At 59.5% G+C, this 20,319-nt stretch carries 19 protein-coding genes and 1 tRNA gene; 12 read left to right on the forward strand and 8 right to left on the reverse strand.

The features are described 5' to 3' along the window. Positions 1–29: 29 nt before the first annotated feature. A complete protein-coding gene (aroB, locus tag AC0TNJ_RS12190; protein ID WP_473771295.1) occupies positions 30–1,163 on the reverse strand; it encodes a 3-dehydroquinate synthase in 1,134 nt (377 codons plus the stop codon). Between the two features lie 54 nt (positions 1,164–1,217). After that, the gene (locus AC0TNJ_RS12195) at positions 1,218–1,808 is read right to left on the reverse strand and encodes a shikimate kinase (protein ID WP_121999877.1); all 591 of its coding nucleotides are present in this window, start codon (positions 1,806–1,808) and stop codon (positions 1,218–1,220) included. Positions 1,809–1,985: 177 nt separating this feature from the next. On the opposite strand from AC0TNJ_RS12195, the gene AC0TNJ_RS12200 reads away from it, so the two are divergent. From AC0TNJ_RS12200 to AC0TNJ_RS12220, 5 genes are all read left to right on the forward strand, one after another. Next, a complete protein-coding gene (locus AC0TNJ_RS12200) occupies positions 1,986–2,213 on the forward strand; it encodes a hypothetical protein (RefSeq protein WP_121999878.1) in 228 nt (75 codons plus the stop codon). Between the two features lie 2 nt (positions 2,214–2,215). Beyond that, entirely contained in the window at positions 2,216–3,139 is a 924-nt protein-coding gene (gene xerD / locus AC0TNJ_RS12205) for a site-specific tyrosine recombinase XerD (RefSeq protein ID WP_473771296.1), read from the forward strand. A 135-nt stretch (positions 3,140–3,274) separates the two neighbouring features. Beyond that, a complete protein-coding gene (locus AC0TNJ_RS12210; RefSeq protein WP_121999880.1) occupies positions 3,275–4,228 on the forward strand; it encodes an acetyl-CoA carboxylase carboxyltransferase subunit alpha in 954 nt (317 codons plus the stop codon). A 221-nt stretch (positions 4,229–4,449) separates the two neighbouring features. Beyond that, positions 4,450–5,697 (forward strand): L,D-transpeptidase family protein, encoded by a 1,248-nt coding sequence (locus AC0TNJ_RS12215; protein WP_473771297.1) that lies wholly within the window; start codon positions 4,450–4,452, stop codon positions 5,695–5,697. Then, a complete protein-coding gene (locus tag AC0TNJ_RS12220; protein ID WP_473768045.1) occupies positions 5,676–5,933 on the forward strand; it encodes a sulfurtransferase TusA family protein in 258 nt (85 codons plus the stop codon). Before AC0TNJ_RS12215 ends, AC0TNJ_RS12220 begins: the two co-directional genes overlap by 22 nt. 3 nt (positions 5,934–5,936) lie before the next feature. On the opposite strand, the gene AC0TNJ_RS12225 is transcribed toward AC0TNJ_RS12220, so the two are convergent. Then, positions 5,937–7,115 carry a CobW family GTP-binding protein gene (locus AC0TNJ_RS12225; RefSeq protein ID WP_473771298.1) on the reverse strand — a complete coding sequence of 393 codons (1,179 nt, stop codon included), beginning with the start codon at positions 7,113–7,115 and terminating at the stop codon, positions 5,937–5,939. A 1-nt stretch (position 7,116) separates the two neighbouring features. Further along, positions 7,117–8,244: a D-alanyl-D-alanine carboxypeptidase family protein gene (locus AC0TNJ_RS12230; RefSeq protein WP_473771299.1), complete on the reverse strand. Its 1,128-nt coding sequence runs from the start codon at positions 8,242–8,244 to the stop codon at positions 7,117–7,119. A gap of 288 nt (positions 8,245–8,532) precedes the next feature. Between AC0TNJ_RS12230 and AC0TNJ_RS12235 the strand changes: the two genes are divergently transcribed. Continuing rightward, positions 8,533–9,696: a M20 aminoacylase family protein gene (locus tag AC0TNJ_RS12235; RefSeq protein ID WP_473771300.1), complete on the forward strand. Its 1,164-nt coding sequence runs from the start codon at positions 8,533–8,535 to the stop codon at positions 9,694–9,696. Positions 9,697–9,810: 114 nt separating this feature from the next. Next, positions 9,811–9,887, forward strand: a tRNA-Arg gene (locus AC0TNJ_RS12240). Between the two features lie 698 nt (positions 9,888–10,585). Here AC0TNJ_RS12240 and AC0TNJ_RS12245 read toward each other — a convergent pair. Then, the gene (locus tag AC0TNJ_RS12245; protein ID WP_473768041.1) at positions 10,586–10,900 is read right to left on the reverse strand and encodes a BolA family protein; all 315 of its coding nucleotides are present in this window, start codon (positions 10,898–10,900) and stop codon (positions 10,586–10,588) included. A 186-nt stretch (positions 10,901–11,086) separates the two neighbouring features. Here AC0TNJ_RS12245 and AC0TNJ_RS12250 point away from each other — a divergent pair, with 186 nt between their 5' ends. The 3 genes from AC0TNJ_RS12250 (at position 11,087) to cobT (ending at position 14,951) form a co-directional block, all read left to right on the forward strand. Beyond that, positions 11,087–11,716, forward strand: coding sequence for a J domain-containing protein (locus tag AC0TNJ_RS12250; RefSeq protein WP_121999888.1), 630 nt, complete (start codon positions 11,087–11,089; stop codon positions 11,714–11,716). A 228-nt stretch (positions 11,717–11,944) separates the two neighbouring features. Next, positions 11,945–12,934, forward strand: a complete 990-nt coding sequence (gene cobS, locus AC0TNJ_RS12255) for a cobaltochelatase subunit CobS (protein ID WP_473768115.1) — start codon at positions 11,945–11,947, stop codon at positions 12,932–12,934. Positions 12,935–13,037: 103 nt separating this feature from the next. Further along, positions 13,038–14,951, forward strand: a complete 1,914-nt coding sequence (cobT, locus tag AC0TNJ_RS12260; RefSeq protein WP_473768040.1) for a cobaltochelatase subunit CobT — start codon at positions 13,038–13,040, stop codon at positions 14,949–14,951. A gap of 82 nt (positions 14,952–15,033) precedes the next feature. Here cobT and AC0TNJ_RS12265 read toward each other — a convergent pair whose 3' ends face one another. Further along, the gene (locus AC0TNJ_RS12265; RefSeq protein WP_121999890.1) at positions 15,034–15,690 is read right to left on the reverse strand and encodes a queuosine precursor transporter; all 657 of its coding nucleotides are present in this window, start codon (positions 15,688–15,690) and stop codon (positions 15,034–15,036) included. A 79-nt stretch (positions 15,691–15,769) separates the two neighbouring features. Then, complete coding sequence (gene rpmB, locus AC0TNJ_RS12270) at positions 15,770–16,066, reverse strand: 50S ribosomal protein L28 (protein WP_112586719.1); 297 nt, start codon at positions 16,064–16,066, stop codon at positions 15,770–15,772. 348 nt (positions 16,067–16,414) lie between these two features. Here rpmB and AC0TNJ_RS12275 point away from each other — a divergent pair, with 348 nt between their 5' ends. After that, positions 16,415–17,245, forward strand: coding sequence for a DUF3108 domain-containing protein (locus AC0TNJ_RS12275; RefSeq protein ID WP_473771301.1), 831 nt, complete (start codon positions 16,415–16,417; stop codon positions 17,243–17,245). A gap of 22 nt (positions 17,246–17,267) precedes the next feature. On the opposite strand, the gene AC0TNJ_RS12280 is transcribed toward AC0TNJ_RS12275, so the two are convergent. After that, a complete protein-coding gene (locus AC0TNJ_RS12280; protein ID WP_473768038.1) occupies positions 17,268–17,693 on the reverse strand; it encodes a MerR family transcriptional regulator in 426 nt (141 codons plus the stop codon). Positions 17,694–17,773: 80 nt separating this feature from the next. Between AC0TNJ_RS12280 and AC0TNJ_RS12285 the strand changes: the two genes are divergently transcribed. Further along, positions 17,774–20,293 (forward strand): heavy metal translocating P-type ATPase, encoded by a 2,520-nt coding sequence (locus AC0TNJ_RS12285; protein WP_473771302.1) that lies wholly within the window; start codon positions 17,774–17,776, stop codon positions 20,291–20,293. Positions 20,294–20,319 lie beyond the last annotated feature (26 nt).

Genomic DNA, 20,319 nt, shown 5'->3' on the forward strand with positions numbered 1-20,319 from the left:
TAACCAAGTCTCAATCAGTTAACTTGGTATTATTTCGTTTCCAGACGGTCTTTCAGAAATTCCAGCACGGCGGCTGGCGGCACGTCCTTTGCAATGAAGGACTGGCCAATACCGCGCGTCAGGATGAAGGTCAGCGCGCCGCGCGCCACTTTCTTGTCCTGCGCAATATAATCCATCAGTTTTTCTGCCGGCGGCAATCCGCCCGGCACATCCGACAGCCGATAGGGCAGGCCGACGGCCTTCAGATGCGCTTCGACGCGCTCCGCATCCTCGATGCCGCAGAGGTTCATCTTGACCGAGAAGCGATGCGCCAGCGCCATGCCGATGGCGACGCCCTCGCCATGCACGAGGCGGCTGGAATCGTAGCCGGTCGCCGTTTCCAGCGCATGGCCGAACGTATGGCCGAGATTGAGAAGCGCGCGGTCGCCGGTTTCGCGCTCGTCACGCGCAACGACAGCCGCCTTGCAGCGGCAGGACTCGGCGATGGCTTCCGTCCGCGCCGCGCCGCCTGAAAAAACCTCCTGCCAGTTCTTTTCCAGCCATTCGAAGAAGTCCGGGCGGTCGATCAGGCCATATTTCGCAACTTCGGCATAACCGGCCCGAAATTCACGCGGGCTCAGCGTATCGAGCACGTCCGTATCGGCCAGCACGAGCTGCGGCTGATAGAAGACGCCGACGAGGTTCTTGCCGTGGGCGGTGTTGATGCCGGTCTTGCCGCCAACGGAGGAATCCACCTGCGACAGCAGCGAGGTCGGCATCTGCACGAAATTCATGCCGCGCCGCACGATCCCGGCAACGAAGCCCGAAAGATCGCCAACCACGCCGCCGCCAAACGCCACCACCGCATCGCCGCGTTCCAGCCGCGCCGCCAGGACGGCATTGGTGACGGTTTCCAGCGTTGCAAAGGATTTTGATTTCTCGCCTGGCGTGACAATCACCGGCGTCACATCGATACCGGTCCTGACGAAGCTTTCGGTCAGGCGCTCAAGATGCGCCTTGGCGACATTCTCGTCCGTCACCACCGCCACGCGCACGCCTTTCAGACGCTCTGCCACTTCCTCGCCCGCACGGTCAACCAGTCCCTTACCGATGAGGATATCATAGGAGCGGTCGCCGAGCGACACGGGAACGGTGGTGACACCGGCGATGGAAGGCGCGTTCATGCGTAGTCTCCAATACATGCGAGGACATTACCGGTTCTGTCGGTCTGACAGCCCTTATGCCTCTAATCTTTCGAGATGATCGGCCAGAACATCGATCAGTTCGGCGGCGATCACTTCCTTCTTGTCGTCACGCGACATCAGTTCCATATCGGCCAGCGCATAGACGGGATAACGCTCGTTCATCAGCCGCTGCATGACGCCGCGCGGATCGCTGTTTTTCAAAAGCGGGCGGTTCTGACGGCGCGAGACGCGCTCCATCAGAATATCGATCTCGGCATTGAGCCAGATGGAAACGCCTGCCCGCGCAATTGCAGCGCGTGTTTCGGCATTCATATAGGCCCCGCCGCCGGTTGCCAGCACCATCGGCCCGTCTTCCAGAAGGCGCATGATGACGCGGCGTTCCAGATCGCGGAATTCGACCTCGCCATAGGCTTCAAACAGTTCGGGAATGGTCATGCGGGAAACCGCTTCGATCTCCGTATCGGCATCGCGAAACGGCAGGCCGAGCAGGCTCGCCACCTTGCGCCCGACGGTGGATTTGCCCGCGCCCATCAGCCCCACAAGCACCACGACTTTCGAACCGAGCAGATCGCGGATCTGCGCCGCTTTCTCATGTAGATTGTTTTGTTTTGCCGTACTGCTCATTGACCTCGTCCATTTGTTCCGGTTCCACATGAAAAACGGGGCGACGTCAATTGCTTTGATTGGTTTTCGCGATGCGGAGGACCGGAAGCAGGGCTTTTTTTGCCCGCTCTTTCGTCACCATCCTCGCTTTCGTCCGCCCTCCTTGCTTTCGTCTCAATGCCACAGCATAAAAGATGCATGCCCACGCTGACGCGCCTCGTCACCTTTCTCGCCCTTGCCGCCGCCATCATCTATGGCGCGATGTATGCGCTTGCCAATTTCGTGGAGCCCGACACGCGCGAGATTACCGTCGAAATTCCGTCCTCGAAACTGAAGCCGGTCACGATCGCGCGCCCCACGGCCGAGCCTGCCCCGGCGGAAACCGCCGGCACGGACACCCAATCGCCACAGACACCGCAGGAGTGACGATGCGCGCATCGCTGGCGATCGAGAATTTTCTGGAAATGATGAGCGCCGAACGCGGAGCGGCGGAAAACACGCTTGAATCCTACCGGCGCGATCTGGAAGCGGTGGCGGAAGTGCTGGCAGCCCGCGGCGTCAATCTCACCGAGGCCGGGCCGGACCATATCCGCAGCGCCATCGATGCCATGGCGACGGAAGGCTTTGCCGCCACCTCGCAGGCCCGGCGCCTGTCGGCGCTGCGCCAGTTCTTCCGCTTTCTCTATTCGGAAGGCTATCGGCAGGACGACCCGACCGGCACCGTCGATGCGCCCAAAAAGCAAAAGCCGCTGCCGAAGATCATGAGCGTCGAAAACGTCACCCGGCTTCTCGACCGGGCAGTGCTTGAAGCCGATGAAACAACGGAGCCAGCCGAGCGCATCAAGGCGCTGCGCCTTCATGCGCTTCTCGAAACGCTTTATGCCACTGGGCTTCGCGTCTCGGAACTTGTGGGCCTGCCCGTCACCGTCGCGCGCACTGACCATCGTTTTCTGCTGGTGCGCGGCAAGGGTTCCAAGGAACGCATGGTTCCGCTTTCGCCCAAGGCGCGCGAAGCCTTGCAACGTTTTCTGACCTTGCGGGATTCCTTGCCCGGCAGCGACGATAATCCATGGCTGTTTCCGGCTTTTTCGGAAAGCGGCCATCTGGCGCGCCAGGTTTTTGCCCGCGAATTGAAGGGGCTTGCGGCACGAGCGGGCTTGTCGGCAGCCGCCATCTCGCCGCACGTGCTTCGCCATGCCTTTGCCAGCCATCTTTTGCAGAACGGGGCGGACCTGCGCACCGTGCAGCAATTGCTCGGCCATGCCGACATTTCCACAACGCAAATCTATACGCATGTGCTGGAGGAAAGACTGCATAAGCTTGTCAGCGAGCATCATCCGCTTGCCGATTAGCTTCTGTCCGGTTATGAGAAAACCGAAAATTTGCAAGATGAGCCCGCAGTGAATATGTAAGGCGCCGTAAAACAGCCTTTTTCAGGCTCGCAATAGCGCTACTCCCTTTGGAAAAAGCACGAACAGTCAGGCCCGATGTACAACTATCTCGATTTTGAAAAACCCGTCGCCGACCTCGAAGGCCAGATTCTTGAGCTGAAGAAGCTCGCGCAGGAACAGGGCAGCGTCGAGATGAGCGACGAGATTCGTCGCCTCGAGAAGCGTTCGGCCGATGCGCTGAAGGACATCTACCGCAAGCTGACCCCATGGCAGAAGGCGCAGATCGCCCGCCATCCGGACCGTCCGCACTGCCTGGAATATATCGACCGGCTGTTCACCGAATTCACCCCGCTTGCCGGTGACCGCAAATTCGCCAATGACGAAGCCATCCAGGCCGGTTTCGGTCGCTTCAACGGCCAGGCCGTCGCGATCATCGGACAGGAAAAGGGTTCCGACACCAAGACGCGCCTCAGGCACAATTTCGGCTCGGCTCGCCCGGAAGGCTATCGCAAGGCCGTCCGCATCATGGAAATGGCCGACCGTTTCCAGCTGCCGCTCATCACCTTTGTCGACACGGCAGGCGCCTATCCGGGCGTCAGCGCCGAAGAGCGTGGACAGGCGGAAGCCATCGCCCGCTCGACGGCGGAATGCCTCAAGCTGCGCGTTCCGGTCATCTCGATCATCATCGGTGAAGGCGGCTCCGGCGGCGCGATTGCAATCGCGGTGGCGAACCGCGTCTATATGCTTGAGCATTCGATCTATTCGGTGATCTCGCCCGAGGGCGCGGCCTCGATCCTCTGGCATGATTCGACCCGCGCCAAGGATGCCGCCTCCAACATGCGCATCACCGCGCAGGACCTGTTCGACCTCAAGGTCATCGACGGCATCATTCCCGAACCCATGGGCGGCGCGCATCGCGGCAAGGAAGCCGTCATCGATGCGGCTGGCGACATCATCACCGCATCGCTGCGTTCGATGAAGGATGTCGACGGCGAAACGCTGAAGCAGGAACGCCGCCAGAAGTTCCTCGCAATCGGCCGCAACCTCTGATTTTCATCATCACTTGATTGATATTGCATCCGGGAAGCCTCGCGCTTCCCGGATTTGCATCATGCTGCAAATTCGGCCATATTGCCGACGCGCTGGATTTTAGCTATCTGAGCAAGAATTCATAAACGATACCGTAAGGTTTCGTTTATAGGATTGGACCTTCAGGAAATTGACTTTTGCTCATAAAGTCTCTGGCGTAGCTCTAACAGACTTGATGCGACATGAAGATCAGAACCGCAATTCTAGCCTCCGTAATGGCAACCGCGCTCCTCGCGGGCTGTCAGGGTTCGTCCGTATCCGATCTGAGCCTCAGGGCTGAAAAACCGCTTCCCGAAAAGGTTGTTGCGAAGATGAAGGCGAAGGGCATGACCCGCACGTCGCCGATCATGGTGCGCATCTTCAAGGAAGAAGGCACTCTCGAGGTCTGGAAGCAGAAGAACAACGGCAAATACGACCAGATTGCATCCTATGAAATCTGCAAATGGTCGGGCAAGCTCGGGCCGAAATATATCGAGGGCGACCGTCAGGCGCCGGAAGGTTTCTACACCGTCCGCCCCGCGCAGATGAATCCGAATTCGAACTATTATCTGTCGTTCAACATCGGCTTTCCCAACGCCTATGACCGCGCCAATGGCCGCACTGGCCAGCACCTGATGGTGCATGGCGCTTGCTCGTCATCGGGCTGCTATTCGATGACCGACGAACAGGTCGCCGAGATTTACGCCTTTGGTCGCGACGCCTTCAAGGGCGGCCAGCGCGATTTCCAGATTCAGGCATTCCCGTTCCGCATGACCGCCGCCAACATGGCGCGCTACAAGAACGACCCGAATTATTCCTTCTGGAAGATGCTGAAGCAGGGTTACGACGCGTTTGAGACCACCAAGGTCCCGCCGAAGGTCGATGTCTGCGAGAAGCGCTACGTCTTCAACGTATCGACGCCGGATGGCCAGCCGCTGTCCCCGACGGATGCCTGCCCGCCCTCTGCTGGCGGCGAGGCCATGTCCTATGCGTCGTATGAAAAGACCTTCCAGTCGGCATTCAGCGCCAGCCAGAAGGCACCGGCGCCGTCCATTCAGGGCATTGCCGAGGCCAAGCTCGTCTCCGCCTGGAGTGCAGCGCGTGCGCGCGGCGAAAAGGTGACGCGCGAGCCGCCGTCGCTTTCGCCTTCTTCCGCTGAAAAGGCGGGTGCGCCGGACATTCGCCCGGCAACGCCGTCCGTACAGCCGACAGCCATTGCCGCGACGCCGCAGCCGGTGGCCGTCCCTGCAACACAGTCCGTAGCCATGCCCGCAGCCGTGCCCGCACCGCAGCCGAACCCGGCAGCGTCTGCACAGGCCGCTGCTCCCCAGGTATCTTCCCAAGTCTCTTCAATGACGACCGCCAGCACGGTGGCGCAGAATGTCGAACAGCCGGCACCTGTCGCAGCCGCCGAACCGAAGAAGCCGTGGTGGAAGATCATCGGGAACTGACGACTTTGCAGGATGACGTTCCTGTTTACGACCTGAGGGGGCTTAAATGCCCCCTTCCGGTTTTGAAAACCCGCAATCGTCTGGAAAAAATGCCAAGCGGCGCGCTTCTCTGGGTAGAGGCGACCGATCCGCTGTCAGGCATCGACGTCCCGCATTTCTGCACGCAGGAAGGCCACGCCCTCATCGCGCAGCAGCGGGAAGGCACGCTGCAACGCTTTCTCATTCGCAAGAAGTAAGTATCAGTTCCGGGGCGAGAAACCGGGAATAGCCAGCGGGTTTTCGGTCAGCGCGGCACGGTCCGGCCTGTCCAGCGCCGGACGTCCCAAAAACGCATCGAAAAGCTCACGCACATAGGTTTCCGGCAGATCCTTCACGATCATCACCAGTAGCGTCTCATGCTTGTCCTGCGGCCAGTGCGGCAGGCGCGCGGGCGGATGGAAAATCTTCTGCACGCCGTGGATGACCACCGGACGGTCCGGGTCTTCGGCAATCTGCACAATGCCCTTCACCCGCAACAGCTTCTCGCCATGCGTCGAACGCAGAAGATCGAGGAACATGTCGAAGGTCGAGAGCGGGATCGGCGCGTCGTGACGCAGCGAGAAGGAGCGGATGGCATCGTCATGGTGATGATGATGCGCATGACCCTGATGGTGGCCCTGATGGTGGCCCTGATGGTGATCATGGTGGTGATGGTCGTGGTCGCAATCCGGCCCGCACACATGGTCATGACCATGATGATCGTCCTCATAGGCTTCCGCCCTCAGCCAGCGCTGCACATCCGCCGATTTTGTTTCCGGGTTATAAAGCCCGCATTCGAAAAGCGCGGCATAGCCCCTGCGCTGTTCACCGGCTTCCAGAATATCCGCGCCTGGGTTGAGCGCATGGAGACGCGCCTTCAACGCCGCCAGCCCTGCCTGCGCTTCCGGCAGATCGGTCTTGGTCAGCACGATGCGGTCGGCCATTGCCGCCTGCTTGACGGCTTCCTCGTGATTGTCGAGTGTCGCCATGCCGTTGACGGCGTCCACCGTCGCCAGAACCCCGTCGAGCCTGAAAGCCTGCATGAGCACCGGATGGCCCATGATCGAATGCAGCACCGGCGCCGGGTCGGCAAGGCCGGTGGTTTCGATGATGACGCGCTTCAGCGCCTTGATGCGCCCGGTCTGCAGCCGGTCGATCAAATCGGCCAGCGTATCCACCAGCTCGCCGCGCACCGTGCAGCACAGGCAGCCGTCGGCAAGCTCGATCACGCCCTCGCTCGCCTGCTCGACCAGCAGATGATCGATGCTGACCTCGCCGAACTCATTGATGATGACCGCCGTGTCACTCAGGGCCGGGTCTTTCAGAAGCCGGTTGAGAAGCGTCGTCTTGCCTGAACCGAGAAAGCCGGTCAGCACGGAAACGGGAATGGGATTTCGCATGTCAGTTGATGGCCGTGGTCACGCCCGCCGCCCGCTGCGGACGCGGCATTGGCACGGGAATCTGCGAAATGTCGAGCTGGCTCGGCCGGGTGATCGGCCCCGGCTCGGACACCAGACCCACGCGAACCGGAACCGGATCGCGATCCATCGCGTGAATATAGGGCGAATTGATCTTCAGCTTGCCTTCGACATCGCGGCCATCCCAGCGGTCGGCCATGGCTTGCTGGCTGCAGATCGCCTTGCGCATATCGTTGGCCTGGTTGAGATTACCGCCCGCCGTCGGACGCAGCGTCGCCAGCGTCACGCCCCCGGCACTGGCACTGACATTGGCACTGGCGCGGAAAGCATCGGTCATCAGCTGTGCGGCCTGAACCGCGCGCGCTTCCTGCCGGTCCGCGCCCAGAACGATTGCCAGCACGGTGCGGCCATTGCGGGTGGCCGAGCTTGCGAGGTTGAAACCGGATGCGCAGACGAAGCCGGTCTTCATACCATCTGCGCCGTCATAGCGGCCAAGCAGAATGTTGTAATTGGCCTGCACCTTCTTGCCTGCGCCCGGATCGATCGCCTCGGTCGCGAAATAATGTGCATATTGCGGAAACTCGCGGCGCAATTGCACGCCCAGAACCGCAAGATCGCGCGCCGTCGTGTAATTCTGGGGATCGTGCAGCCCGTTCGGATTGGCGAAATGCGAGCCCACCATGCCGATGCGCTGCGCTTCCGCATTCATGCGCTGCACGAAGGCGGATTCCGTCCCGCCCACGGCTTCGGCGACGGCAACCGCAACGTCATTGGCCGATTTCACCAGCATGATCTTCAGCGCCGTATCGAGCGTCATGACCGATCCGGGCTTGTAACCCATCTTGCTCGGCGGTTCCTTGGCGGCATTGACCGTCATGCGCACCGGCGATTCCAGCGTCATCTGGCCCGACTGAAGCGCGCGGAATGCCACATAGGCCGTCATCATCTTCGTCAGGGAAGCGGGATACCAGCGCTGGAACGCATCCTGCTGCCCATAGACCTTGCCGGTTGCCACATCCACGGCAATCGAGGGATTGGCCGCAGCAGACGCCAATGCGACAGCGGAAAGGCCCGCAGCTGCCAACCAGATTTTCAGTGATTTCGACATCATTCCGTAGTTCCAATCGAAACGGCTTGCGACTTCCGCGAATTCGAATTGCGTTATAGGGCATTTCCAGCAAAAGTGCGAAGCGGTTTTGCGTCGGATAATGCGTAAAAACAAAGAGATAGAGCTGTTTCAATTGCTCTCAAATCAATTGGAACCGCCCTAATCGGAGATTAACGATTTCTTTATCTATGCCATGTGGCGATGAAAAGGCAAACAGGGATTGCCCGCTTTCACCGAAACGTCATATCCTGTTTGCTTCAAATCATGCCCAATCCGGGGAGCCCTCAGAAAATGCCAGTGTTGAATCGTGCCGTTGAAACACAAGCGGAAATTGCTGCATGGCGGCGAGAACTGCACCAGAATCCCGAACTTCTCTATGACGTGCACGAGACTGCGAAATTCGTCGAAGACAAGCTGAAATCCTTCGGTTGCGATCATGTGGAAACCGGCGTCGGACGCACCGGCGTGGTTGGCATCATCAAGGGACGGCACGGCGATGGCCCGGCAATCGGCCTGCGCGCCGACATGGATGCCCTGCCCATTACAGAGACGAGCGGCGTCGAATGGGCCTCGCAAAATCCGGGTAAGGCGCATTCCTGCGGCCATGACGGGCACACATCCATGCTGCTGGGTGCGGCGCAATATCTTGCAGAGACCCGCAATTTTCGCGGTTCGGTCGCCCTTCTGTTCCAGCCAGCCGAAGAAGGCGGCGCGGGCGGCCTCGCCATGGTCGAGGACGGCGTGATGGACCGCCATAACATCACGGAAGTCTACGGCGTTCACAATATGCCGGGCCTGCCGGTCGGCCAGTTCGCGATGCGAAAAGGCCCGATCATGGCGGCGACCGATGAGTTCGACCTTTTCATTTCAGGACGCGGCGGCCATGCGGCGCAGCCGCACCGCACCATCGATCCGATCCTTGCCGGTTCGCAATTGATGATTGCCCTTCAGGGCATTGTCTCGCGCAACACCGATCCGCTCGATTCGCTCGTGATCTCGGTTACGAAGTTTATTGCGGGCGAGGCCTATAATGTGATCCCGGAAAAGGCGACGCTGTCGGGCACGGTGCGCACCTTGAAGAAGGAAACGCGCGCCTTTGCCGAACGCCGCATCCGCGAGGCTGCTGCCGGTATCGCCGCCGCCACCGGCGCGGAAATCACGGTGCGCTACAAGAACAATTACCCGGTCACCTTCAACCACGATGCGCAGACGGAGTTTGCCGCCCGCGTCGCAGGCTCGGTTGCGGGCGAGGGCAAGGTGGACGAGAATGTCGAGCCGATGATGGCGGCGGAAGATTTTTCCTACATGCTGGAAGCGCGCCCCGGCGCCTACATCTTCCTCGGCAATGGCGACACGCCCGGCCTTCACCACCCGGCCTATGATTTCAATGACGATGCCATTCCATATGGCGTGAGCTATTTCGTGGCTCTGGCAGAAACAGCGCTTGCCGCCTGAAACTGAATAAATCCGCCTGCCCCCGCTTTTTGCGGGGTTGGCGACCGAGATGAAAAACAGTATGTGTCTGAAAGCATTCGCAATGCCGGAATCACCGGCAAATGCGCATCGGCTGGTCCCGTAGCTCAGTAGGATAGAGCGACAGATTCCTAATCTGTAGGTCACAGGTTCGATTCCTGTCGGGATCACCACCGAAGCCCCTGAAATCATTGGATAAATTGAGCCGTTGAAAATCTTCTGCATGTTGCAGGTTTTCGGTCTTTTAATTTATGCCGCTGGCAGGCTTCTACAAAACAAGCTGTTCGGTACCATTATTATCGTCAAATGATATGCGGATCTTTTCAAAAGACCTGTCCGGAATAGTCTTGCAATTTCAGACCCGGACATGCGCCCCGGAGAGATAGTGGCCGGAGCAGAATCAGGTGCAAGAAAGTAATATAAGATTTTTCTAATAAGTATTCGCATCAAATTGTACACAATATAAGATATTTCGTTTGAAATTATCATGCAGTTTATGTATTATTGGAAATGTACTGATGGCGCTGCGTATACAAGCGCACGTTATATTTTATTATAGTTAGCTTATGTTCCGATACGAAAACTGCGGAGAAGCTTTCATATCGCATGCTTTATAATGAGAGAAATACAGCGTTATCTATTCGTGCTGACATTGGATGCTATTCTGGAATTTCTTTTCTCCGCGAAGTTCGGTCGATCTTGATCGCGTGGCATTGAACAAATGGCATTGGATACACCGCGAAGACGTCCGAAAGGGCGCTTTGTGTGTTTTGGCTATGTCTTGCAAGTGCTGCTGATGCGATCCGGCCATGCGCCGTTGCCCCGACCGAGATGACGGGCAGGGCTTGCCGACAGGCACTGCGAAAATTATTCAGCGCCGCGTTGCTTCGCCGGGAGCGGAGGGTTCAAGCGCCAGCGCGTGTACGCCGCTTTCGAGCTCTTCCTTCAACAATGCATTGATGGCGCGGTGACGCTCGATGCGGCTCATTCCGGCAAAGGCTTCGGCGACGATGCGGATGCGGAAATGCGTTTCGCCGGTGCCGTCATAGACCTCGTGGTGGCCGCGCTCTTCATGGTGATGCCCCGCGTGGAGATGGCTTTCATTGATGACTTCAAGCCGTTCAGGAGCAAAAGCCGTGGTCAGTTTCGCTTCCATCGCGCTTTGTTTGCTATTGTGAATGGACATTTGGACCACTTCTCCCCATATAGACGCTGTGCCTCATATAACGCTGCTTCGGCGGCAAAAGGTGGGGCAAATCCGCACAGGAAAGCAAACTGCTCCCCAATTTCGCCCAGTTGAAATGGCCAAAAGCCAGACCGGACGAAATGTCAATTCTTGTTCAGCAACTCATAATCCGCATAATTCGATTCGATGACAACGAACTCAAAATTTTTCGACAGTATCCGCATCAAGCCCAAGAAGACCGCAGAGGCGAAGGCTTCGGGGCCTTGCTGCCAGTGGGACGGCTGCGACAAGCCGGGCACGCATCGCGCGCCTGTCGGCCGCATGCGTGAAGGTGAATATTTCCGCTTCTGCGTTGATCATGTGCGGGAATATAACAAGAATTTCAATTACTTCTCCGGGCTTTCCGATGGCGACATCGCGAAATTCCAGAAGGATGCGATCACCGGCCATCGCCCGACCTGGTCGACGACGGCCAATTCAACGGCCAAGGCGCGCACGTCGCCGGACATGGCGAAGATGCGGTCGGGCTCGGCTTCCTACCACAATCGCATCCGCGACCCTTTCAATCTTTTCAAGGAAGCGAAGGGGCATGCGCCGGGCCAGAAAGCGCAGCGCAAGCCGCGCACGCTGGAGATCAAGGCGCTCGCCACACTCGGTCTTGAACCAAATTCGACTGGCGATAAGATCAAGGCGCGCTATAAAGAGCTGGTAAAGCAGCACCACCCGGATGCGAATGGTGGTGATCGCGGATCGGAAGAAAGATTTCGCGATGTTATTCAGGCTTATCAATTGCTCAAGCAGGCAGGTTTTTGCTAAAGCCTGTTTGGGCTTGACAGGTCGGCTATGGAGCTGTCCCCGATGGCTCCGACGGACATTCTTCTGCCGCGCTGACGCGTGGATGCAAGCACGGATGCCCGCAACGAATTACGGAAGGGGCATACCGTCCGGCTCGCCGGAAAAACATGCCCGCGGATGAAAGTTGCCGGTCGGCAGCTTGCCGGTATCAATTCGCGGCCGGTCGCTGCCTGCCGCTCTGGAGGCATGATGAACAAGGTTGAGCGGGATATAGCCAATTTGCCGGATACGACGGTTTCGGTGCGTGAAGTGTTCGGGATTGATTCCGACATGACGGTACCAGCCTATGCGGCGGGCGATTCCTATGTGCCGGAACGCGATCCGGATTATCTTTTCGACCGTCAGACGACGCTCGCGATCCTTGCAGGCTTTGCATATAACCGTCGCGTGATGGTTTCCGGCTATCACGGCACCGGCAAGTCGACCCATATCGAACAGGTTGCCGCCCGCCTCAATTGGCCTTGCGTTCGCGTCAACCTCGACAGCCATGTCAGCCGTATCGATCTCGTCGGCAAGGACGCCATCGTGGTCAAGGATGGCATGCAGGTCACTGAATTCAAGGACGGCATTCTGCCCTGGGCCTATCAGCACAATGTGGCGCTGGTGTTCGACGAATATGATGCCGGTCGCCCGGATGTGATGTTCGTCATCCAGCGCGTGCTGGAAACCTCGGGCCGCCTGACGCTTCTCGATCAGAGCCGCGTCATTCACCCGCACCCGGCTTTCCGTCTGTTCGCGACCGCCAACACCGTTGGCCTCGGCGACACGACCGGCCTTTATCACGGCACCCAGCAGATCAATCAGGCGCAGATGGACCGCTGGTCCATTGTGACGACGCTGAACTATCTGCCGCACGACAACGAAGTGGCCATCGTTCTGGCCAAGGCCAAGCATTATCAGAATGCCGAAGGCCGCGAGACCGTGAACAAGATGGTTCGCGTTGCCGACATGACCCGCCAAGCGTTCATCAATGGCGATCTTTCGACCGTCATGAGCCCGCGTACCGTCATTACCTGGGCCGAAAATGCTGCCATTTTCGGCAATGATATCGGCTTTGCCTTCCGCCTGACCTTCCTCAACAAGTGCGATGAGCTGGAACGCGCCACGGTGGCTGAATTCTATCAGCGCGCTTTCGGCGTGGAACTGCCGGAATCGGCAGCCAATATCGTTCTCGCTTGATGCGGAAGAAGCCTGCCGCCTGATCATGTCCGGCGGCAGCGCACTGTCTGATGCGGGGGCGATAGGTTTCGCCCTTGCTTGAAAGCGAAGTCAGGATGGGCATATGTCGGGCCAGAAATCAGCAATAGGCGATAATTCGCGCGAGCGGAAACCGGGGCCGGTGGATTCCGAACCGTTCAAGCGCGCTCTAACGGCTTGCGTCCGCGCCATTTCCGGCGAGCATGAGCTGGAAGTGGCGTTCACCAATGATCGCCCGGCCTTGAGCGCCAATCGCGCCCGCCTTCCCGACCTGCCGAAGCGTCCGACCGCGCATGATATCGCCGTCACGCGCGGGCTTGGCGATTCCATGGCGCTGCGCCAGGCGCGCCACAATCCGCGCATTCACGCCAGCCTTGCCCCGGAAGGCAAGCAGGCGCGTGCGATCTACGACGCGGTTGAGCAGGCACGTGTCGAAGCCATCGGCGCCCGCGCCATGGCAGGCATGGCGGACAACCTCTCCACCATGCTGGCCGACAAATATTCGAAAGCTAATTTCTCTGCTGTCACCGCCAAGGAGGACGCGCCGCTTGAGGAAGCCGTGTCGCTTCTGCTGCGTGAAAAGCTGACCGGACGGGCCGCGCCTGCGGAAGCGGGTCAGGTTCTGGAACTGTGGCGCGACTGGATCGAGCAGAAGGCCGCCGCCGACATTGCGCGGCTTGGCGACAATCTCGAAGACCAGCAGGCTTTTGCGCGCACGGTGCGCGACATGCTGGCCTCCATGGACATGGCGGAAGAGCTGTCGCAGGAAGAGCCGAGCGACGAAGAAGAGCAGAACGACGAGCAGACGCCGGATTCCGACGAGAACGAGGAAGGCGGCGACGAGAGCCAGGAAGGTTCCGATTCCGCTGAAAGCGAGGAATCCGACGATTCGAGCGACGAGGGCGAGCAGGGCGAAATGGATGCCGCCGATGCTTCCGCCGACGACATGGACGACAGCGAGGATATCGACGCGGAAACGCCGGGCGATACGCGCCGCCCCAACCAGCCTTTCGCGAATTTTGCCGAGCATGTCGACTACAAGGTCTTCACGCGCGAGTTCGACGAGGAGGTCGAGGCGACCGATCTTTGCGATGAGGCGGAACTCGACCGCCTGCGCGGCTTCCTCGACAAGCAGCTTGCCAATCTGCAAGGCGTGGTGGGGCGTCTCGCCAACCGCTTGCAGCGCCGCCTGATGGCGCAGCAGAACCGCTCGTGGGATTTCGATCTGGAAGAGGGCTATCTCGATTCGGCGCGTCTGGTGCGCATCGTCATCGATCCGACGCAGCCGCTTTCCTACAAGCAGGAGCGCGATACGGATTTTCGCGATACGGTCGTGACGCTGGTGCTGGACAATTCCGGCTCCATGCGCGGCCGCCCGATCACGGTCGCCGCGACCTGCGCCGATATTCTGGCCCGCACGCTGGAACGCTGCGGCGTGAAGGTGGAAATTCTGGGCTTCACCACCAAGGCGTGGAAGGGCGGCCAGTCGCGCGAAGCATGGCTTGGACGCGGCAAGCCTGCCAATCCGGGCCGCCTCAACGATCTGCGCCATATCGTCTACAAGAGCGCCGATGCGCCCTGGCGGCGTTCCCGGCGCAATCTGGGCCTGATGATGCGCGAAGGGCTGCTGAAGGAAAACATTGATGGCGAGGCGCTGATCTGGGCGCATCAGCGGTTGCTGGGCCGGCCCGAGCAGCGCAAGATCCTGATGATGATTTCGGATGGCGCGCCGGTCGACGATTCGACGCTTTCCGTCAATCCCGGCAACTATCTGGAGCGGCACCTGCGCGCCGTGATCGAGGAAATCGAGACGCGTTCGCCGGTGGAACTGATCGCCATCGGTATCGGCCATGACGTCACGCGCTATTATCAGCGCGCCGTCACCATCGTCGATGCGGAAGAACTGGCTGGCGCCATGACGGAGCAGCTTGCTTCGCTGTTCGAAGAGCAGGGTGCTGCGGCCTCCGGCAAGGGCAAGCGCCGGGCTGGCAGACGATAGAGCGCCGTGCGTCCTTACGGACGCGCAAAGGTCGCTCGAACCTATTGAATCTACGAATAAAAGGGGCCAGCGGGCCCCTTTCTTATGGCTTCTCTGCTGTAATCCGATTGGGCGCGTAAAGCGTCGGGGCGAAGACGGCAAGGATTGCCCCATAGGGAATCAGCATCAGCGTTCCCATGATGACCTTCACGAAGAAGTCGCCGAAGGCGAGCGACGCCCAGAGCGGCACGCCGAGGCCGAGAAAGGATGCCGGTTCGGCCAGCGACGAATCGGGCATTCCGGTCAGCCTGTCGATCCAGGCGAAACCAGCCGCGAAGGCAATCGAGAAGAACAGGATCGTATCGAGCACCGAGCCGAACATGGCGGCGGCAAAGGGGGCCTTCCACCAGGTCTTGCGGCGCAGGCGGTCGAAGACGGTAATGTCCATCAGCTGTGCGAAGAGGAAAGCGGAGCCTGAGGCAATCGCGATGCGCGGGGTTGCCAGCCAGATCGACATCGCGACGCCCAGTACGAAACCGGCATAGACCACTTTACGCGCCGCGGCAGGGCCGAAGCGGCGATTCGTCAGGTCATTGACCAGAAAGGCGACGGGATAGGTGAAGGCACCGTAGGTCAGCACTTCACCGAGGCCGAAATGCTGGAACGGATATTGGACAAGTATGTTCGACGCGGCAACCGCCACGCACATGGCCAGTATCGCAGGCATAAGCCGGGAATAAGAAGGTGTCTCGATTGACATTTTTTTATCCTGGGTGATGGAACCAGCAAAAAAGGCCGACAGAAGCCGGCCTTTTTTGTCAAATCATTTGGCCGAAAGCTTAGGCAGCAGCTGCTTCAGCCTGCTTCTTGGCGATCTGGCGCTTCAGCAGGCGAGCGCGCTGCGAGAGTTCCTTGTCGTCAGACTTGACGAGGAACGCATCGAGACCGCCGCGATGCTCAACCGAACGCAGGGCGTTGGCGGAGACGCGCAGACGATAGCTCTGGCCGAGCGTTTCGGAGATCAGCGTAACATTGCAGAGGTTCGGCAGAAAGCGGCGACGCGTCTTGTTGTTCGCGTGGCTGACATTGTTGCCGTACTGGACCGACTTGCCGGTCAATTCACAAGCGCGGGACATTTTGGTCTCACCTTCAATTACGTTCTTTTCAGGCCCCGACCCGAATGTCCGAATTCAAGCAATCAACGCAGTTTGATGCTGCTGGCGCGCGATCTCGGACAGGCGGCCTATTGGGAAAGTCGCGTTTCTATAGTGACAGCAGCCGTTGCAGTCAAGTGAGATTCCGTATCCATCGCGCAAAGACGCGGATTTCCGGCTTTCGCCGGGTCTTCACGAAAGCTTGCGATCATAACTTCGCCGGTTTTGCCTGTTGCACAGATACTGTATCGAAGAATCCCACGCAACTTTTCGGCGTTCCAATGTGGTTGAAAACCGATATTGGAAAAGCTGGCGGAAGGAATGTCGAACATGATCGAAACGTCGCATGCGTTGAAAACTGCTCGAAACCGTCTGGCGCGTTGCATCGTCCCGGCCCTTGCGGGACTCGTGATTACCGGGTCGGCGATTGCGAGTGGACCAGCCAGGGCCGACGATCTCTACCGGACCGAGTATGATATTTCCATTTTCGGGCTTTCGATCGCGCGTTCTGCTATAGAAACCAGTGTCAGTGGCGCGAATTACAACCTCAATGGCCGTTTTTTGACGTCCGGCCTGGCGCGTGTTTTCGACGATACGGACGGCACGGTGCATGTCACCGGCAGCGCCGTCGGCGGCAAGGTCGTGCCAAAAAGCTTCGATCTGGCCTATAAGCATGGCCGCAAGAACAAGAGCACCACAATCCGCTTCGCCGATGGCAATGTGGTCTCGGCTGAAAACCAGCCTCCGGTGAAAAAGCGCGATCCCTGGGTGGAAACATCGCCGCAGGATCTGGTGAATGTCAGCGACCCGCTGAGCGCGCTCATGATACCGGCAAAGAATGGCCGCGCAGTCTGTGATCGTTCGCTCAGTGTGTTCGACGGTCAGACACGGGCGGAGATCAGGCTTTCCTTCAACGGCACCGAATCGTTCACGACCGATGGCTTCACCGGCGAATCGGTCATCTGTTCGGCGAAGTTCATTCCGATTTCCGGTTATCAGAAGGGCAAGAAGGCCATCGATTACCTCAGCAATCGCAGCCGTATGACCATTTCCTTCGCCTCGCTTGGCAATTCCGGTATCTATGCCCCCGTGGTGGCGCGGATCGGTACGCAGATCGGCACGCTCAAGATCCAGGCTACCCGCTTTTCCAAGGTGAACTGACGGTCTGGCCCCCGTTCGCGGTTCAGTGCGCGTGATGCGCGCATTCCTCGTGGTTGCCGAGGATTTCGATCACGCGGCACTGGTCGATGCGGCCATGGGCGGTGCATTCCAGCATGCGCTGCAATTCCGTCTTGAGCGAGAGCAGTTTTGCGATGCGGTGCTCCACATCGCTCAGGCGCGCGCGTGCGATGGCATCGGCTGCCGCGCATGACTGGTCGGGATTATCCTGAAGGTCGAGAAGCGTGCGGATGGCATCCACTTCGAAACCGAGATCGCGCGCGTGACGGATGAAGACCAGCCGCTGCACATCGTTGCGGTCGTATAGGCGGCGATTGCCTTCCGTGCGCGGCGGCACCGGCAGAAGGCCGATCTGCTCATAATAGCGGATTGTCGGCACCTTTACGCCGCTTGCTTTCGATGCTTCGCCGATTGCGACATTTGTGATCATTTTGCGCTTGCTCCTCTAGTCACTAGAGGATGTAGACCTTGCTCAACATAATTCAAGAGCAGTGCTGAAAAGAGCAGATCATGAGTGAAACACAGAACCAGATTCGCTTTCGCATCGACGGCATGGATTGCGCCTCCTGCGCAGCCAAGATCGATACGGCTGTGCGGCGGGTACGCGGCATCGAGGATGTGTCGGTGTCGGTTACGACAGGCACGATGACCGTCAGCCACGATGGAACAAGCGATCCCGACAAGATTGCAGGCAAGGTCCGCAGCCTCGGTTATGGCGTGGAGCCCATCGCCCCGGAAAAACCGGCTAAAGAAAAAAAACTGGCGAAGCATGAGCATTCGCACGATCATTCTCACCACGACCACGACCATAGCGCGTGCGGCGGCAACCACGATCACCATGATCATGCGCATGATCATGGGCATGAGCACGATCATGAAGCCCACGGCAAAGAGATTGCCGTGACGGCCAACAGTTTGCGCTTTCAGGTTGACGGCATGGATTGCGCCTCCTGCGCGGCCAAGATCGATACCGCCGTGCGCCGCTTGCCGGGCGTGACGGATGTGTCTGTCTCGGTGACCAACGGTGCGATGAACGTCAATCATGACGGAACAGCGAAGAGCGATGAAATCGCCGCCAAGGTGACGGCGCTCGGCTACAAGACCACGCTTGCCGGAAAAGCCGCCGCCGCCGGTTCCGCACCGAAGACGAGCGCGCCGAGAAAGCCTGTGCCGTGGTGGCGCTCGAAAAAGGGCCAGATGATGCTGGCCTGTGGCGGCGGGCTGGTCGCGGCCTATATTGCCGGGCATCTCTATCCGGCGATTGAGTTATGGGCGTTTACGGCGGCGATGCTGATCGGCCTCCTGCCGATTGCCAAGCGCGCCTGGATGGCTGCCATCAACGGCACACCGTTTTCCATCGAGATGCTGATGACGATTGCCGCTATCGGCGCGATGTTCATCGGCGCGACCGAGGAAGCGGCAGCCGTTGTGTTCCTGTTCCTCGTCGGCGAGCTTCTGGAAGGCGTTGCCGCCGGAAAGGCGCGCGCCAGCATTCAGTCGCTCACCGCGCTGGTGCCGAAGACCGCATTCCTTGAGAAAAACGGGACGACTTCGGAAGTTGCTGCCGACAGTCTGGCGGTCGGCGACGTGATTTCGATCCGTCCGGGCGACCGGATACCTGCCGATGGTGAAATCCTGACGGGCGAAAGCGCTATCGATGAAGCGCCTGTCACCGGCGAAAGCACCCCGGTCGGCAAGGCTGAAGGCGACACGGTTTTTGCCGGCACGATCAATGGCGACGGTGTGCTGCGGGTGCGGGTCACTGCCGCCGCGCAGGATAACACCATTGCCCGCGTCGTGCGGCTGGTGGAAGAAGCGCAGGAGGCCAAGGCGCCGACCGAGCGTTTCATCAATCGTTTTTCCACCTATTACACGCCGGGCGTCGTGCTCGTGGCGGCGCTCGTCGCCATCCTGCCGCCGCTCGTTGCGGGCGCCGACTGGAATGAATGGATCTACAAGGGTCTCGCGATCCTTCTGATCGGCTGCCCTTGCGCGCTGGTCATTTCCACGCCTGCCGCCATTGCAGCGGCTCTTTCGTCGGGTGCGCGGCGCGGCCTTCTCATGAAGGGCGGCGCGGTGCTGGAAACCATCGGCAAGATTACAGCGGCCTGCTTCGACAAGACCGGCACGCTGACCGAAGGCAAGCCGAAGGTGACGGATGTGCTTGCGGGCGATCTGTCCGAGGATGAGGTGCTGCGTCTGGCCGCGTCCCTGGATGCAGGCTCGAGCCATCCGCTGGCATTGGCGATTGTCGGTGCTGCCGAACAGCGCGGCCTGAAACCTTCCCCCGTTACCAAGGGCAAGGCCCATGGCGGCAAGGGTGTATCGGGCACGGTCGGCGAAAAGGATCTCTTTTTGGGATCGCGCCGTGCCGCCAATGATATTGCCGCTATTCCCGATGCGCTGGCGGGTCGCATTGCCGCCTGCAACGACGAGGGCAAGACGGTTTCCGTGTTGGTGGCCAACGGCAAGATCGCCGGTGCAATCGCCATGCGTGACGAACCCCGCGCCGATGCCATTGCCGGTTTGCAGGAGCTGAAAAGCGCCAATATTCGCACCGTCATGCTGACCGGCGATAATCGCCGCACCGCAGAAGCTGTCGGACGCGATCTCGGGATCGAGGTGCGGGCCGAGCTTCTGCCGGAAGACAAGCAGCGTATCGTCGGCGAATTGCGCAAGGAAGGGCTGATCGTCGCCAAGGTTGGCGATGGCATCAACGATGCGCCAGCACTTGCCGCTGCCGATGTCGGCATCGCCATGGGCGGCGGTACGGATGTAGCGCTGGAAACGGCTGACGCCGCGGTCCTGCACGGGCGGGTTGGCGATGTGGCGGAAATGGTCGATCTTTCCAAGCGAACCATGCGCAATATCCATCAGAACATTGCCATAGCGCTCGGATTGAAGGCTGTCTTTCTGGTGACCACCGTTCTGGGCATCACCGGCCTCTGGCCAGCAATTCTGGCCGATACAGGCGCAACCGTTCTCGTGACGATCAATGCCTTGCGGCTTTTGCGGCAACCGGCGCGGTAAATTGGTTGCCGGCGATCCATCTCCTC

Source organism: Ochrobactrum sp. PL_is483 (assembly GCF_055816855.1).